The 18,151-nt window shown below is 34.0% G+C and carries 8 protein-coding genes; 3 read left to right on the top strand and 5 right to left on the bottom strand.

What is annotated here, in order from left to right; translation table 11 throughout:
• Positions 1-106 precede the first annotated feature (106 nt).
• Positions 107-643, bottom strand: a complete 537-nt coding sequence (locus WAF17_RS06100; protein ID WP_338767585.1) for a lipocalin-like domain-containing protein — start codon at positions 641-643, stop codon at positions 107-109.
• A 136-nt stretch (positions 644-779) separates the two neighbouring features.
• Here WAF17_RS06100 and WAF17_RS06095 point away from each other — a divergent pair, with 136 nt between their 5' ends.
• Both WAF17_RS06095 and WAF17_RS06090 read left to right on the top strand, forming a co-directional pair.
• Positions 780-1,424: an MBL fold metallo-hydrolase gene (locus WAF17_RS06095; RefSeq protein ID WP_338767582.1), complete on the top strand. Its 645-nt coding sequence runs from the start codon at positions 780-782 to the stop codon at positions 1,422-1,424.
• Positions 1,425-1,570: 146 nt separating this feature from the next.
• Positions 1,571-2,626: an acyltransferase gene (locus WAF17_RS06090; protein WP_338767579.1), complete on the top strand. Its 1,056-nt coding sequence runs from the start codon at positions 1,571-1,573 to the stop codon at positions 2,624-2,626.
• Positions 2,627-2,796: 170 nt separating this feature from the next.
• Here the strand turns inward: WAF17_RS06090 and WAF17_RS06085 are convergent, their stop codons facing one another.
• The 4 genes from WAF17_RS06085 to WAF17_RS06070 all read right to left on the bottom strand — a co-directional run bounded on the left by WAF17_RS06085 (position 2,797) and on the right by WAF17_RS06070 (position 15,360).
• On the bottom strand, positions 2,797-4,452 hold the full coding sequence (locus WAF17_RS06085; RefSeq protein ID WP_338767577.1) for an amidohydrolase: 1,656 nt from the start codon (positions 4,450-4,452) through the stop codon (positions 2,797-2,799).
• A 513-nt stretch (positions 4,453-4,965) separates the two neighbouring features.
• Complete coding sequence (locus WAF17_RS06080; protein ID WP_338767574.1) at positions 4,966-5,820, bottom strand: hypothetical protein; 855 nt, start codon at positions 5,818-5,820, stop codon at positions 4,966-4,968.
• Positions 5,820-11,735, bottom strand: coding sequence for a DUF6443 domain-containing protein (locus WAF17_RS06075; protein WP_338767572.1), 5,916 nt, complete (start codon positions 11,733-11,735; stop codon positions 5,820-5,822). The genes WAF17_RS06080 and WAF17_RS06075 overlap by 1 nt, the downstream gene beginning before the upstream one ends.
• 73 nt (positions 11,736-11,808) lie before the next feature.
• On the bottom strand, positions 11,809-15,360 hold the full coding sequence (locus WAF17_RS06070) for a hypothetical protein (RefSeq protein ID WP_338767569.1): 3,552 nt from the start codon (positions 15,358-15,360) through the stop codon (positions 11,809-11,811).
• 752 nt (positions 15,361-16,112) lie between these two features.
• Here WAF17_RS06070 and mrdA point away from each other — a divergent pair.
• The gene (mrdA, locus tag WAF17_RS06065) at positions 16,113-18,116 is read left to right on the top strand and encodes a penicillin-binding protein 2 (protein WP_338767566.1); all 2,004 of its coding nucleotides are present in this window, start codon (positions 16,113-16,115) and stop codon (positions 18,114-18,116) included.
• The last annotated feature ends 35 nt before the right edge of the window (positions 18,117-18,151 follow it).

Here is an 18,151-nt window from a genome sequence, read left to right as displayed (position 1 = left end):
ACGCTAAAACACCAACAAAGGCTGGGTTATTTTTCCGTAGAATTGGATTTGCAAACCCAATTCTACGGAAAAATTCACATTCTTAAACAACTTCTTAGTTCTAATTTTATTTTGCTCTTTTCATCACAAACTCAGTTACATATTTCCCAAACCATTCAGGTTTTTGCCCGTTTGGATAGGTTTCATCAAAGAAAACCAAGCGCAACAAATCGTCTTCAATAGTGTATTTATAAAACTGTTTTCCTCCCTCAAACCCAGGTACTTTTGCTATAAGTGCTGTTGTTGTAACTGTCGAATCTGTCATTGTATAAGTTCCTCCGTTAAAAACAACAGAGCCAAAACCAGCCATTTTTTCTTCATCAGTAGGCTTTGAAAGATTTACAAATGGTATTCTTGCCTTATCTATTGGAGTCCACATAATGGAATAACGATTTTCCTCAAAAATAAATAACCCATATTGTGATTTTGGAATAGAATATACAGTATCTTTTGTTTGCCAGTGTACTTCTACCATTTCCCAAGAACCAATTAAAGTAGGTTGTTTTTCTTTTTTGATAGATATTTGTGAAGGTTTGCAAGACGAGAATCCAATGATGAGAAATAATAATAAGGTAGAAAGAGCAAGTAAAAATTTGAATTTCATAGTAGAAGCGTTTATTTTGTAAACAATTAAAAAAACAAGATAGAGAAAATAAAGTAAGAAGTCAGATTTCAGAAGTATGAAATTCTGAATTTTTATTTACCCAATTCCTAATTTCCATTTCTCATTTCCTAACTATATGATTTCTATACAACAATTTACATTTAACCAGTTTCAAGAAAATACCTTTGTTCTTTTTGACGAGACTAAAGAAGCTATTATTATTGACCCTGGTTGTTATTCGCCACAAGAAAAAGAAGTTTTGAAGGCGTTTATTGAGCAAAATGATTTAAAAGTAGTTCGTCTAATCAATACGCATTGTCATATCGATCACGTTTTGGGAAACAAATTTGTAAAAGATACCTATAATGTAAAATTAGAAGCTCATAGAATTGAAGCAGAACAGCTAAATCAAGTTCCTTTGTATGCTCCTTCGTATGGTTTTGGTGGCTATGACGCAACTACGGTAGATGTTTTTATAGACGAAAAGACAGATATTACTTTTGGTAATTCTACACTCAAAACACTCTTCGTACCAGGGCATTCTCCAGGGCATTTGGCTTTTTATTCGGCAGAACAAAAGTTTTGTATCAACGGAGATGTTCTTTTTCTTCAAAGTATTGGAAGAACGGATTTACCTGGGGGAAGTATGGAAGTTTTGAGAGATTCTATTCAGAATGTAATGTACAAACTGCCTGATGATACAAAAATTTATTGTGGACACGGAAATCCTACTATGATTGGTTTTGAGAAGAAAAATAATCAATTTATTAGAGAAATATAAAGAATGGAACTTTTTACCAATTACTGTTTTTAAGGCAAGACAAGAATGATTTTGTGTCTTGTAAAATAAAATTTACATATAAAATAAAACCTATAAGGTTGAATTTTTTATGAATCATGCACTAATAATCAAATAAATCGTATTAAATGACAGAAAAAAAAGTAGTTCGTTATGAGTATATTGATGCGTTACGTGGATGGGCTATTTTGGGCGTAATTGCGACTCATGTTGTTGCATTAAACTCAAGTGTTATCGGAACAAAAATAGACGACATTATAGAAGCATTTATGATTAGTGGGCTTTATGGCGTACAATTATTTTTTGTTATCAGTGCTTTTACAGTTTTTTATTCTTTCAAAAGAACCGTAAGTAGTGATGCAAAACATGCTATTAAAGCATTTTTGATAAAACGCTTATTCAGAATTATTCCTGTCTATTATATTGGCATTCTCTTAATCGTAATTACGACTTCTTCTTACTCTTTGAAGGCTGTATTAGCGAACATGTTTTTTATTCACGATTTTATTCCTCAATATATGAACTTAGTGGGGGGAGGTTGGTCTATTGGAGTAGAAGTTACGTTTTATTTGTGCGTACCTATAATATGGAAATACGTCAATAGCTTAGATAAATCGCTAAAATTATTATTTATCGGTATGTTTTTGCATTCGTTCTGCACTTATTTTATTAGAGATTTGCCTTTAGGAGAAAGTTTTCTGTATAGGTATTTTCCAAGTCAGTTTCCAATATTTTGTATGGGTATGTCGTATTATTTTTTTATCAATGGAGACAGGGAAATAAAACCACCTACTCTGTTATTATTAGCAACTTACATTTTCGTGTATTTTGCTACCCAAACTTTCTTACAGTTTTCTAGTCATTACTTTTTCTGTATTGGTTTTGTTATGCTGCTTTATGTATTAAGTCAAAAGCCTTACATATTTTTTGTTAATCCACTAACTATTTTTTTTGGTAAGATTAGTTATAGTCTTTATTTATTTCATTTTTTCGTTCTCCATCTTATTACTGAATATCAGTTTTATAACTTTTTAAGCTCTCCAAAATTTTTATTAGTTAGTTGGAATAATATACTTAACTTTTTTGTTCTGACAGCTTTAAGCACTCTGATTGCGTATGTATCCTATTTGTTTGTCGAACAGCCTACTATCAAATTAGGACATCGTTTTGCTAATCGACAATAAAAAAATAGGTGATGTCGTAAAAGTCTGATGCCAATATTATTCGTTGGTAAGGACATCAACAATGGTTGTTTTTACCATTGTCGGTGTCCTTATTGACATTAATTTACCTAAGTAAAAGAAATATCATAGAAGTTGTTTAAGAATAGATTTTAAGATATGAACTCCCACTTTTACTCGCCATAAACTTTCAAGCCACCCAAATAAGTAGAAATTACTTTTGTATTCGGAATTGCATCTTCTTCAACAGTCATAATATCTTGCTCTAAGATGACAAAATCAGCGTATTTTCCTGCTGTGATACTTCCTTTTTCGTTTTCTTCAAAATTACTGTATGCAGCCCAAATAGTCATTCCTTTTAGTGTTTCTTCTCTTGTAAGTGCATTTTGTTTTTGAAAACCTCCATCAGGATAATTTTTTAAGTCTTTACGTGCTACGGCTGCATAAAAAGTATGAAAAGGATTTACTTGTTCGACAGGATAATCAGTTCCTAAAGCTATCTTACCTGTTTTTTCAAGAAGTTGTTTGTAAGCATACGCTCCTTTTATACGCTCTTCTCCCAAACGGTCTTCTGCCCAATACATATCACTGGTGGCGTGAGTGGGCTGCACACTTATCATCAGATTATCATCTAACATTTCAAACTCTTCTGGAGCGACTACTTGTGCGTGTTCTATTCTCCATCTACGGTCTTTCTGTCCTTTCAAAACATCATAATATTTACGAATAATGACAGCATTGGCAGAGTCTCCGATAGCATGAGTATTCATTTGAAAATCAGAATCAGCCAGTTTTTGAGCCAATATCGTCAAATCTTCATATCCAATAAGCATTGCGCCATGATGATTTTCTTTATCAGAATACGGCTCTTTCAAAGCTGCACCTCTTGAACCCAAAGCACCATCTGCATACACTTTAAAGGAAGAAACATTGAGTTTTTCGGTTTTGTATGTTCCTTTTTTGAGATATTCTTCTACATATTCTGGACGGTTACTTACCATTACATATAATCTCATTTGAAGCCTGTCAGTTTTTTGAAGACTATCGATAAGCGAAATAATATCTGGAGAAAGCCCAGCGTCATCTAGGGTAGTCAATCCATAACTAAAATTGATTTTTTGTGCCTCTAAAAGTGCTTCTATTTGTGATTCACGAGTAGGTTGTGGAATTACTTCTCTGACAAGTGCCATCGGGTTATCTACCAAAACACCAGTTAGTTTGCCATTTTTTTGAATAATTTCTCCTCCTTCTGCTTTTGTCGAAGTAGTGATTTTTGCTAGTTCAAGTGCTTTTTGGTTGGCAATCATAGCATGTCCGTCTATACGTGTAATGGCAATAGGCGTATCAGGAAAAAGCTCAGTGAGTTCTTTATTGGTAGGAAATTCTTTTTCTTCCCAGTCATTTTGATCCCAACCTCTACCAACAATAAAAGGAACATTTTTTTCTTTTTGGAAAGCAACTATTCTATCCAAAACTTCTTGATAGCTTGTCGTTCCTACTAAATCGACTTGTTGTAGCTTCATTCCTAAATTATAAAAATGACAATGTGCATCAATAAGTCCAGGTAAAATAGTTTTGCCTTTAGCATCTACTTTTTCTGCTGATTCAAATTTATCTTGAATTTCTTTATCTGTTCCAATTTCAAGAAATTTCCCATCTTTGAGAGCAAAAGATTGAGCCGTTGGTATATTTTCATCCACAGTATAGATTTTAGCATTATAGATAATCAAATCTGCTTCTTGCTTTGTTGTGGTAGTAGATTTTTTAGACTCGTTTTGACAAGAAAATAAAAATAAACAAGAGAGTAATAACAAAAATGAGTGCTTCATTATGATATATATTTGAGTTTTAGGTAAAAAGATCAAAATACTGAATCGTAAAGTTAGCATTTTAGAATTATCGATAGCTAAGTTTTGTAAAATAGGAGGAGTTATTAATGAAAAAGTTACTCTATTTTTTATGCTTTATATGTCTATATCTATACTTTTAGGTGCTTTTTTCTAATATTTTGGGGTTTTGGGAAGAGCAACAAGAACGTAGAATTTTTCTTTTACTTTGCTTTCTTCGGCTTGGAAAGCTACACGTAAGTTGCCCAAATGGTCTTTGTAGTGGTATTCATAGACAACAAAGACAGACTTGCAAATAAAAATCTACTTACAAGTCTGCTTTTTTGCCTTCATTCTGTTCGTTGCTCTGTTGTTGGTCATCGTAACGGCAAGCCGAAACTAAAGACACAACAACGGCTTTTTTTGCTTATTTCACAAATCAGAACACCAACAAGAACGCAGTTTTTTAATCTTGAAAATTGAAATACCAACAAGAACGTACAGCGAGGGCTGGGGTTATTTTTTATATATAATATTTTCTATAGGAGTTTGTGTACCTGTTCGTTGTCCCTTTTTGTCTGTTTTATAATTAAAAATAAAACCTCTCAATGTATCTATGCCTACTTTATTACTAAATTCAACAAAAAAAGATTCTCTTTCATAGTCATATCTACCTAAAACTGTTTTGGTAGAATCTAATATATTATGATATACATCTATTTTTCCTGTAACCAGTGCTATGCTATCATTATTTCTACAACAATATTTTAGTTCTGCAATTGGATTAGAAGTGTCTATTGTATCTCTAATAAAATAGCTAACTCTCCTGTTTATTTTCTTTTTTTGTGAAATAGAATCATATTCATATTCTTTAACTACATATTCCTCCTTTTCAGGAAGTATATGATAAACTTTAAATTTGAAATTCCCGTTTAAATAATAATCATAATTCCACCCACGTTTCTTACCTAATAGGTAGTTTCTTTCATATAATAACTGTTCACTTTGATTGTAATAAAATGCCTTACCATCTAACAAGCTATTTGTATAAGATTCTTTTGCAGATATGTTACCTGACTTATGAAAGCGAATAGTTGTACCATTCAACTCATTATCCTTATAGTTTTTTATAGCTAAAGTATCTCCATTCTCGTAAAAACTATACCCTATACCATCAAAATTTTTATTTTTAAGAGGTATAACAGTCATTAATCTACCACTTGGATAATACTCAAACCATTTGCTATCAATAACTTCTTTATGAACTTTACCAGATTCATAATTAGCCAAAACAACAGTTTCTTGAGATTTATTAGTATTGCAAGATATGATAAAGATAAATACTAATGTAAATAAGATTATTTGTTTCATTATTCTATTTCGATTTGAACCGTATCGGGTAGTGTTTCTCCATTTGGATAAGTAAAGTTTTGTTGCCTCAAAGTGTCATTCCCTTGCACAGGTCTTAAAGGACCTGCTCCAAGAGCATCAGTTTTCAAAAGTTTATCCTTATCATATTTTGGATAATTATTTGCCAAAGGAGTATCAATTTTAACTTCTTCTTTAGGTTCTTCATAACCAGTAAGATTTAGACCTGCTCCCCAAATATCAGCAGCTCCACTTGCCATTTTAGCACTATTCAATACTCCAGATTTACTTCCTGCCTCATTTAAGTTCGTAGCTAGTTTTGCAGCATTCAAGTTTTTTTCTTTTATGACCTTAGGATCAGTAGCAGATTTATCAGTTTCTTTGACATCATTTGAGCCGTTTTCTCCTACTGTTGCAATACCACTTGATTTTGTAGAACCACTTCCTACTTCAAAATCTCCTGTCTTATTTGCTTCAAGATAGTTGATTATTCCAGAGAAAGCATTATCTACTTCTGTTAAAAATGAGTCAACTGCTTGTGGTAAATTTTCAAGATGTATTGAAACTCCATCTTCATTTACAGCAATTACAGCCTTCTTTCCATCATTTTCTCCTTCTGGACCTTCTCCATTCTTGTCTGTAAGCACAATAGGATTGTTCGCTGCATACAAATAAGAACTCCAATCATGATAAATCTCTGCTTTAGGGTCTAAGGTATGAAAACGTCCAAGTTGCATATCATATTCTCTAGCTCCGTAACTACTCCAATACAACCCAAAACTTTCCTCTTTTTCCTTTCCATTGTACTGAAAACGATGCTCATCTGTATTACCTAAACTCTGCAAATCCAATTCCTCAATCCCTTTCATATTCATACCAAAAGGATAATAGTGGTTTTCTTGAACTACTACGGCTTGTACTCCTTCTGTTCTCTCAATGATAAACTCATCAAAATAAACTTTATCAGAACTAGCATTATCAATATAAACAGATAGATTTCCGTCTTCTTTGATTTCTAGGTCTGAAACTAGCTTTTCCCACGAAACAGCAGAAGAAATAGTCAGTTTTTCTCGTTTCTCAAAGATAAGACTATCGGTAGAATCTCTTAACTCCAAAACTAACTCGCCTTTCGGTACAAAATACGTATCTTGCTCTAAGCCTTTTGCTTTTTTAGCACGATTTAGCTTACGTAAATTACGAACTACTGGCACAAAATCCAATAGATTAAACCTTACTTTTGGAGCTTTTATAATTTCCGTTCGGGCTGGACTTATTTCTGGATTTAATGGAATATCTATTTCTTGCTGTGTCGGATGGGTAATAATAGTTCCTGCTGCTGCACTTCCTAAAGACATCAAAACATCTTTTTTAGCCTCTGCAATCGCTTTTGTTGGGTCAGTATTGGCAATGGCTGGGTCGTGTGTCGCAAAAACACTTGCTTTTATTTTATCGCCTTTCTTAACGGCTATCGTTTTCGAAATGGCTTGTTTTGAGTTTTCTAGGGCTGCCGAATAGTGTCCTTCTTTGTCTTTTTGGTCGCTTCGTGCTGCTGCTACGTTTTCAAATTCTTTCTCTTCACTTTGTGCGCTGTCGGCTTCCATTGTGAGAGAGAATTTTTCTTTTACTTTGCTTTCTTCTGCTTGGAAAGCTACACGTAAGTTGCCCAAATGGTCTTTGTAGTGGTATTCATAGACAAAATCCGTCTCTCCACGAGTTTCAGCTTTGTTTACAATGCGTCCCTCTGCTGTTCCAAAGAAGCGTAGCATTACAGGTTTTGTTTCTCCTGCTCCTCCACCTATACCAATTCCAATGTCAGCACCTGCGCTTACTCCTGTTCCTTCATAGATAAAACCGTTTCTATAAAATGTGGTGCGAATTGGCTTACCATTTTCTATGATTTGACTTTTTAGTTTTATTCCTGCTGCATCGTAGGTGTTTTTGATTTTATTTTTGTTTAAAAACGTAATTTCTTCTGGTAGATTCAAGTGATTGTAGATAATGCTAGAAATACCTTTGTTTCCGTCAGCAATCAGATTTCCATTTTTATCATACAAATAATCAATTCCTTTTCCAGTATTTACGTCTTGAAAATCTCCAGCAATACCAGAGTTTTGACCTGCTGCATCTACTACCTCTAGCAGTCTATTACTGTTATTTGTGCTTCTTCCCTCTCGGTAGCTGTAATGCAAATCGTCAATCAAACCATAGGTTTTGATAGGATTTTGTGGGTCTCTTGAAGGCTGCATATCTAAAAGTCCGTTGCGAGAAAGCGTTTCGATATTTCCGTTGTTATCATACTTAATATTGAAAACAGAATAGTCTTCTTGATAAGTAGAAGCTGTTTGGTCGTAGAAATAATCTGCATTTGTCAGACGATTTAAGTTATCATAACTAAAATCATAACCACGCTCAACAGCATCAGTTACGCTTTTCCACTCTACTTTACCAATATTTCCATTAAATTGTTGTGCTTCGTCATACGAAATCTTGAAGGCAAAAAGACTACTAGTTGGGTCATCTTTTTTGACATTGGCTAAGTCATTGATATGAGTCAGCCACCCTCTAATATTGTACTTGAAATTAATTGCTTGTAATGGTGTAGCTCCATGCAATCCTTTGCCTTTTACCTGTCCGACTTCATTATATTGTACGCTAGAAAGTAAAACGACTGGTTTGTTATTCACTTGATGGAATGTTTTCAAAAGTCTTCCTGTGTGGTCATACTCAAAACCTTGTTTTACCACAACTGGTATTGTATTGCTTTGGTGTTCTTGGTGCGTTTTCAAGACTTTTCCACTAAAGTCGTAAAGGTTAGTCATAATATCCCAGTTGCCACCCATTTGTTGCGTTTGTGTTTGGATAGAACGGTGATAATCATCGTAATAAATAACGCTAGAAAGCCATTCGCCTTTACTATCCAATACTCTTGTCTTGCTTACCGTTGTCAGACCACGAACGGTAGCAGCTTGTTCTTCTTCCAAAACTAAAGGATTTGAAGCAAATAAGAACGATTCAGCTTCTGCATCTTCATCAAAAATATCACAATAGCCATCGTAATAAATAACGCTAAGTACGCTTTTGGTATCTTCAATAATCGGAAAGCTACCATTCGAATACCCAAAAGGAACATCAAGTTCTCTCACTTCGTACATATCTTTAAGCTCTTGGGCTTCTATTTCAGTTTGTAGTTCTGAAACTGTCTTAGTAGAAAAATAGAGACCAGACATAATAGGGCGATTGAGTGCATCATATTTGGTAAATGTCCATTCTCTTTTACTTATCTGATTTGGAGTTTGTGCCAAAATCATTCTATCACGCTCATCATAAATAAAAGTAGATGCGCCATCTTGCCCCGGTATCCATTTTTTATGAACTCTTCCTCTGCCATCGTATTGATAGCGAAATGTCCAATTCGCTATTTGAATAGGATAAATCTGTACTACTTGCTGTCCATAATGATTTTTCACTCCCTCTGGCTGAATGATAAATTGAGGTTTTTTCAAGAATCGTTTGTGATAAACATAATAGGTTTCTACAAAATCTGCTTCTTTTAGTTGCGTACGTTGTAAAATAAGTCTTCCTAGTTTATCGGTAAACTGCCACGTTTTTGTGCCGTGTTCGTCTTCTGTCTCGTTTATCCAAAGCTCACCATCAGCATAAAAATTATCTGATTTGAGTCTTCTAGTAGCCTCATCGTAATACCATTGATGAACTTGGTCTGTTGCGTTATTTGGACGTTCTGATGCTTTTATAGTGTGTCCACTCTGCAAACTATACGCTTCTCCTTGTGCAGCCTGTTCTAGTACACGGCTATACGGAGAGTTTTCGAATATCTTTTCTGAATAAGGAATTGTCGTTGTGGCATACTCGGCTATCGGATTTTGATAAAATGCCATCTGTTCAGTAGCTGCATTTGCTTGGAAAGGATTATATCTATTTCCTCCTGTGTGTGGCAAAAATCCTTTTGGCATTCTTCCAAATTCATCATATTCTATATGTTGAATGATATTTCTTTTAGTTGGAGAGGCTTCTATCTGTACCGTTTGCTCATCTCTTCCTAATCCATCAAAGAAACCAAAAGCAACTGCTTTTCCGTCGTTGTTGATAGGAAGAAACTCTATTTCTGTTTGTGTCTTTACAGGCGTAAGCATCGTTTCCGAACGAATGTAGTTTTTGCCCAATTGAGGGTTTTGCATTACATAAATTTCAGTAGGGATAGGCTCAAAAGTTTGTTCTTTGAAAGGAGCGCAAAAAACAGTTTCGCTATCCATTGTCAAAATAACATGTACTTCTCTTCGTTCTTCACACGTTCCATTAGAAGCAACCAAGATATAAGTAGAGTTTTCAGTAGGTATTTGTGTAAGCGTAGCTCCTGTGCCGAGTTGTTGTGTCTCATCTTCATCAAACCACGTATAAGTGAGGTTTTCAGACGAAGAAGCTGTATAGGTTACGCTTTGTCCGAGCGAAATAGTAGCTGTTTGAGGGGTTACTTCTAAAGGCAATGCAGCAGATACGGAAACAATTATATCATCTGTACTTGTATTTCCACATTCATCTCTTCCTATCAAAAATACTTGAGTAGGCTGTAAGAAGGTAGCTTGAACAGAGGCATTCGTACCTATTACTTGTCCATTCGCTATCCATTCATAAGTCATTGCGCCTTCTCCGTATAACCATATTGTACCTCCACTACAAACAGGCTCGGGTGCGCTAGTGATAGCCACTTGTCCAGAAGAAATAGAAACACCTCTGTACATACTGAACGAACAATCTCCAATTACTCCTGTTATTTTTAATCTAACAAAACTTGCCGTAGGCGTTACTTGAATGCTTGGTCCTGTGGTAGCTGAAAGTATAGCATTTCCTCCATCTATTTCCCAAAAATAACTATCTGCATTTCCATTTATGATAGTCATTGTAGCAGTTTCTCCTGAGCAAACCACTGCATTGTTTACATCTACACCAAAAGAAGGGCTAGGTTTTGCTTCTACTGTTTTGCTGACAGAAGCCCCTGTGTTATCTGTAACAGAGATAGTTATGTTTCCTGCTGAAGAAGGACGGATAGTAGCTATTCCCAACTGATTATTCTGTGATATAATAGTTGCATTAGAAGAAAATGAGTAAGGAGGAGTTCCACCTGTTGCTGTTACTTGAATATCTTGCCCAAAACAAACATCATCTGCATTGATAGATAAAGGCGCACCTTCTACAATTACTTGTGTACTTAGGGTGGTTGTGCCACAAGAATTTGTTACATCAACAGAATAGTTTGTTGTTTCAGAAGGAGAAACTGTAATACACGAGCTTGTTTCCCCATTTGGTCTCCATAAATAAGAATCTCCTTGTGTTGCACAAAGTGTAGCTGTTTCTCCTGCTTGAATCGTTATAGGATTTGTAACTGTTGGAGCAGGGTTTACTTGAATAGTTACAGAATTTGTCGTTGTGCAGTTTCCAGTTGTTCCAGTAACGTAAACTGTATGTGTACCTGTGCTTGTAGGTGTAAAAGTAGCTGTGTTTCCACTTCCAACAGCTCCTGTCCAAGAATACGAATCATATCCATCAGCCGTAAGCGTAACAGGCTGACCTATACAGGCTGTTGTGGTGGAGGGTGTGATGGATAAAGGAGCGCAAGAAACTTGAACCTGAATAGATTCTGTTCTGCCACATCCATCGTTTACTGAAATAGTTTGTGTGCCAACAGTTGTCCAACATATTTCTACACTAGGAGTATTTATGTTACTTCCACTTATCGTACCTCCTGATACAGACCAAGTTACTGTTACACAAGCATTTCCCCAGTCTCCAAGTGAATATGAGCTACATTCTCCAACTTGAGCAGTAGTAGAACCATTTATATATTGAGCAGAGACTTGAAAGAAAACTAAAAGCGAAAATAATAAAGTCAGTAAGAATTTCATTGTAAAATCAGATAAAATAGTGAATGCAATTTTTTGAATGTTTTTAAGAAAAGCTTTTTTAGCTTTTTATTTTTTAGTTTCCTTTATATTCGTAATCAGTACGCTTGATAATATTTCCTTCTTTGTCACGTATGATATGTAAGCGTTGAAGTGCATCATACTCATAAAAATTAGAGTTATGATTTACATTTGTTTCTGAGCTAACTCCAATTAAAGGTGTATAAGTACGTGTAATCATGTGTGCTTCTAAAGGGTGCAAACGAATTTCATCTATAAGAAAATCATCTCCAACAATATTGATATCTGTATTATTATCTATGCTAAGTTTAAATTCAATACGCAACCACTCATTAGGAGAATCAAAAGTTTTGCTGTTATCTAAAACTGTAAGAGTTCCTGCTCCTTTTACCCATACAGAAAAAAGATATTCTCCACTAGGTAGGTCTTCTTTCATAGAATAAATACTTTGTATTCTAAAACTACGCTTTCCTGTACGAGCTTCTTGACTAGTTCCACCCTCTTCAAATGAGGTGTGAAAAATTTGATCTTGAGAAGCATTAATTACTTCTGCAATAGGATAAGTATTTTTATATCCCCAGATATAAGATTTGTGTACGTCTTTTGTCTTTCCAAACTCCAATGGGTTTCCGAATTCGTCATACTTAAAATACTCCAAACGCTTCTCATAACGAGAGTCATTTACAAACTCTCCTTGTGCATTGATAGAAGAAGGAACAAAGTTTTCTATTGGATTATCAGCAACAGCAGAATTTGCTTCTAGTTGATGTATTTCTTTCAAGAAAGGTTTATCTTGATTATAAACCATCATTTGAGCAGAAATGACTTTTTCTTGATCCTTTTCACCTTCTGATGACTCTGTTGTATATGTTTCAACAGGAATGCCGATTACGTTTTTATCTTGTAGATAATAAATACCTTTACTTACCTCATTAGAGGTAGATAAAACAGCATAATCAAGAGGGTATTTCGTATGTGTGCTTAGTTTTTTTCCATCTACTATCGTTTCAGTACGAATCGGCAAGGTATGACGAGCATCTTCATTATAGAAGTAGTTTGTTGTCTGTTCTTTTAGTAGTTGAGAGTTATTTGGATCGTATGTTTTTTGAGTGGTGCTATATAGGCGTTGCCAAGAAGAGGTTGTATTATACTCTACATACCCATACTTATTCAAAACCATTGAGGTGCCCCCCCCCGCTTCTGTTCCTACTTGAGTAACTACTAAATTTGGTATTTCTATTGTATTAGCAAAACTATAATCATTTATGGTTTCACTTATTAATGAATATGTATTTGACGTATTGCTGAGATACTTTTTATTAGACAATAGCAAACCTCTTACATGTTCTTTTGAGATAGTTGCAAAAGGAGCTCCATAATTACCTACCAAAAACACGTCTGACCCAAATGAATAATTATTTACGCTTTTTCCCAACTCCTTATTAAGTCCATCATAAACAGTAACTGTTTGATATCCTATGTACCCTCCTTTAGTATTTACTAAAGGGTAGTAGCTACCCGAACTTAAAGCCACTGCTGTTGTTACAAAAGGACAAGAAGGTACAGATGCAAAATAACTATTCATAATCCTACCAGGCATTCTACCACTACTTAGTCCATTATCTGACTTGTATTCGTATTGTTTTACAATTGGTGTTGCAAACTCATCATTATATGATTTTACTGTTTTTATCCTTAATCCTCCTGCCATTTTTTCTTGTGTAGACACACCTTCTTCCCAGTTATATATAATATCTACTTTTCTAATGTCTGGATTGGCATCAAAATCCATTATACAAATCATTTTGTAAGTTCCATTTTCTAGAAATACCGTTCCTGTTTCATTACGTAAAGTAATAGGAGTAAATGTAGGATTTGATATACTTTCTATTCGTATTTCTATTCCACAAGTAATTGTAGCAAAGTCTCCTTCACAGTGCATATTTTCAAGCCTCCATTCTAAAGGAATTTTAGGTATGACTTGTCCTGGTTCAGAAGCATTGTTTATTTCAAATATTTGCTCTGTGGTTGTATTTAGATTATCTTCAATAACTTCCATTCTTTTACGTCTAAAGACATACTCATTTCTATAACCTTTTGGAAACTTTATTATATCTATTGTTTTATTTGCTTCGTACTCAAATTTGGTATAACCTCCTGTAGGATAAACTATCTTTTCTAGTATTCCAGCTTTCATGTATTTTTCATCAGGTAAACGATTTGCTCCTTCATAACGAACCTGAAGGTCTGAATAGGGAAGAAATGAAATATCTGAAGTGGGAATCAATTTCAAGTTATACCGATTATCATTTTCATCTTTACCATTGTAAAATCCCCAAAAGTCCATTTGACAAGAAAAACGTTCGGGGATAGGGAGAGAATTGTATTCAAACTTGTGAGGTGGAATTATTAAGTTTCCATTTTTCTCTTGAACTTGATTCAGACGTAATTTTTTATACCGTTGTTCGTCTGAAATATTAAGTTGATTATATCTATTTGTTACACCTAGAGATGGAAAATAACTATAAGATAGATTGTATTCTCTTATAATACTTTGATTATCATTACGCACAACAATAATTTTACTTAAAGCCTTTGCTGCTCTACCGAAACCATCTTTTAAGTCTTCTCTATCTACATCTGTTATGAAATTTATCTTTTGATTCTGACTTGTTATTGATTCTAGTATAATTTGGTCAACCATAGAGGCTGTAAAATACCTCTTGTATCCTAAGTAAGGAGCAGAACAAGCATCTGAATTAGTTACTGATAACATCTCTTTTTCTGCACTTCTGTAATAGCTAATTGATGGTACTGTTTTATAGTTAAAATTTATTTTATGTTGTTCTGTGACGTCTTCTATTTCTGTGATATACCAAGCTGTAATTGCGCTATAACCATCACTAGAAAGATTATTTACTGAGAAGTTCTCTCCAATCTCAATAGCAGCTTTTGATTTATCTTTACTTTTTCCAAAATAGTATTTATTACCACTACCATCAGTCATTATCCACGAAGAAGCGTCTATTCTCTTTACTTTTAAGTCCTGTTGCTTATCAAATAAGACTTCATTATCATTTCCAAGAAAAAACTTTCCCGATATTCCATTAATATTAAAAACATATAAATCAGATTGAGTATCTCTAGAACCAAAAACTACATCTGACATCAATTCTCTTGCAAGATTAGGATTATTAGCTTCACTTATTTTTATATTACCAATATTCTCTTGCCTATCCATATCCAACTCATCAGGAATCCCCCTAACCTGTCTAGTAATAACCCCTCCAGCATTCAAGCTCCAACCTAAGCCTACCCAACTTGCAATTTCTTCTACACGTATGCCACCTGCATGGTAACTCAAACTAATAGGCATTGAAAGGCTTCCGCTCTGTACTGTGGTAAGTGGAATAGAAATTTGTGGAATTCCTGTGTATAAACCCACAGGTACTTCTCCATACTTCCCCAAACTCGCTGTATTGGGAGAAGGTGGAAAGATTTTTACTTCTAATGGGTCTTGGTCTCCCGTTCCTTGTGCCTGTGTAGTTGTGTAAATAGATGATAAAAATACAAAAAGAAAGATGGTATAAAGTTGGAATAGTTTCATAGTTATGCCTTTACAGAGAATAATTGAGTTGTTTGAAGGTGCAAATGTATTACATTTAAAAGTATCATCAAACATAAGGCATAAAAAACATATAAAACGTTTTAAATTAATTATTTTACGAAACTAAAATTTACTTTTATTGACATAATGTAAATAATATTTTGTTTTTTTTTGATAAATCAATTTTTTTAACAAAAAAGTGCTTTTTGAAAATTGTATTATAGAGATAATAAAATGTGTTTTTTTTGATAAAAAATACTATTTTTAATTTTTTGCAAAATATATGAACGCATTTTAAGTTTCAATACGTTTTGTTTGTGTTCGAAACTTTGAATACAAACAAAATATATTCTTGATTTCTCTACTCCGAATAGTTATATTAAATTGATTTCTTTAGAAAAGTTAAAACGAATATAACATGTCAAGTCTCGCTTACTCTCATTTCATCTGAATCTTTTCTAAGCTAGAAATACAAGTCAGCTTCTGAACACAAAATTTATGTTTTGGTATATATTGATATAATTCAAATAAAGAATAGGATTTATTCTATATAGACCTTTTTTCCTTCGACAAAAAAATAATTACTGGTATCATTTTTAGATTATTTATAACAGTATTTATTCTAAATAAGTGGGATAAAGTGCTTAACTTTGTAGTCTTTTAGTAGAAGATAAACTGAAAGCAAAAGAAAGTTCTTTTTGTCATTGATATAAAGCTCCCCAAAAACTTCCAAAAGTAAAAAATATTCAGATTTGAACGACCTTCGACGATATATCATTCAAGTAGCTATTTTAGTAGTTTTGTTAATCTATGGTTTTCAACTTCTTTGGTTGCAAGTTATTTCTGATGATTTTCAACAACAAGCTCAAAATACCTCTACACGAACAAATATTTTATATCCTCCTCGTGGACTTGTTTATGATAGAGATGGAAAAATAATTGTCGAAAACAATCCTGTTTTTGATATAGAAATTATAGCAAAAGAATTTAAGCTAGAACCAAATGACACAACTCGTCTGTGTCAGCTTTTGCGTATTTCTTTAGATGAGTTTAGAGAAAAATTACAGAAGGCAAGACACGGATTACAACGCTATAAACCCTATCTTTTTATAAAACAAATGTCAGTAGAGAATTATGCCAAAATACAGGACGAACTCTCTGATTATGAAGGTATTTATCCAAATGTAAGAACGATTCGTAAGTATCCTTATGCTTCTTTTGCTGGTGGTTTGGGGTATGTACGTGAAATTGACCAACGTATGCTTTCTAAAGATACAGCTGGGTATTACAGACGTGGAGATATGCTCGGTATTAGTGGTATAGAAAGAAGTTATGAAGAAGAATTAAGAGGAGAAAGAGGAGTTCAACAGGTTATGTACGACCGTTTGGGAATTGCTAGAGGTTCTTTTCAAGATGGAGAGTATGATACGCTTCCAGAAGCAGGTCTAGCCTTACAAACAACAATAGACGCCGAACTTCAAAAGTATGGCGAGTATTTGATGCAAAACAAAATTGGTAGTATTGTAGCCATTGACCCAAAGACAGGAGAAGTATTATCGATGGTTTCTGCACCGACTTTTGACCCCAACCTTCTTACAGGAGAAGGAACAGAAGTAGCAAAGAATTATTTAATGCTTTCTCAAGACCCTACAAAGCCACTCTATAATCGTGCATTACAAGCTGCCTATCCTCCTGGTTCTACTTTTAAGATCGTACAGGCTTTGATAGGTTTGCAAGATGGTGTTTTGGATACTGTTCATACTTCATTTAGTTGCTCTAAGGAGCTTGTAAATTGTCATAATCATCCTTCGCCATTAGATATACATGGTTCTATTCAACATTCTTGTAATCCATTTTATTATAAATCATTCATCAGAATTATTCGTCAACATCGTTCTGAAAATGACAAAGAAGATACTCGTGTTGGTTTAGACAGTTGGCACGACCACGCTTTGTCTTTTGGGTTTGGTAGAAAACTAGGAATAGACTTACCTTATGAAAGTAGAGGACTTATTCCTTCAACAGCATATTATGATAAGATAGCAGAAAGGCGTGGTTATGGATGGAAATTAGGTAATATTTATTCTCTTAGTATCGGACAAGGAGAAATGAGTGCTGTTCCATTACAACTGGCTAACTTTGCTTCAATTTTAGCAAATAGAGGACATTATTATATTCCTCATGTTGTTAGGTCAATAAATGATACTACTTTAGTAGATATAAAATACAGAACAAAACAAAAAACTACTGTTGATGAAAAATACTTTCCTTATGTAGTTGATGCTATGGCAGATGTTGTACGTGCAGGAACAGCTCGTAGAGCAAGGATAGATGATATTGTAGTATGTGGAAAAACAGGAACTGTTCAGAACCCCCATGGAGAAGATCATTCTATTTTTATAGCTTTTGCACCAAAAGATAATCCAAAAATAGCAATAGCTGTTGTAGTAGAAAATGCAGGTTTTGGAGGAACATGGGCAGCTCCAATAGCGAGTTTGATGATGGAAAAATATATCAATGATACTATTTCTGATAGAAATGTAAAATATAAAGAAAAGAGAATCATAGAGCTTAATTTAGTTGAGCAAGAAAGAATACGGTTAGAAAAAGAAGAAGAGCGCAAAAGACAGAAAAGGCAAAAAAAGGAAGAAGAAAAACAGGCAGCTCTTATTACTCAAAAAAATAAATTACCCAAGAAAAATACAGGAGAATCTAATGTTGTATTAGCAGAAGCAAAAAGAGAAGATGAAGAATGAAGCTGAAAGAAATTTCTTATTGTCTGTAAGGAAAA

Origin of the sequence: Bernardetia sp. ABR2-2B, from assembly GCF_037126435.1 — a bacterium.
Lineage (GTDB): Bacteria > Bacteroidota > Bacteroidia > Cytophagales > Bernardetiaceae > Bernardetia.
This window is presented reverse-complemented; position numbering and strand designations above follow the sequence as displayed.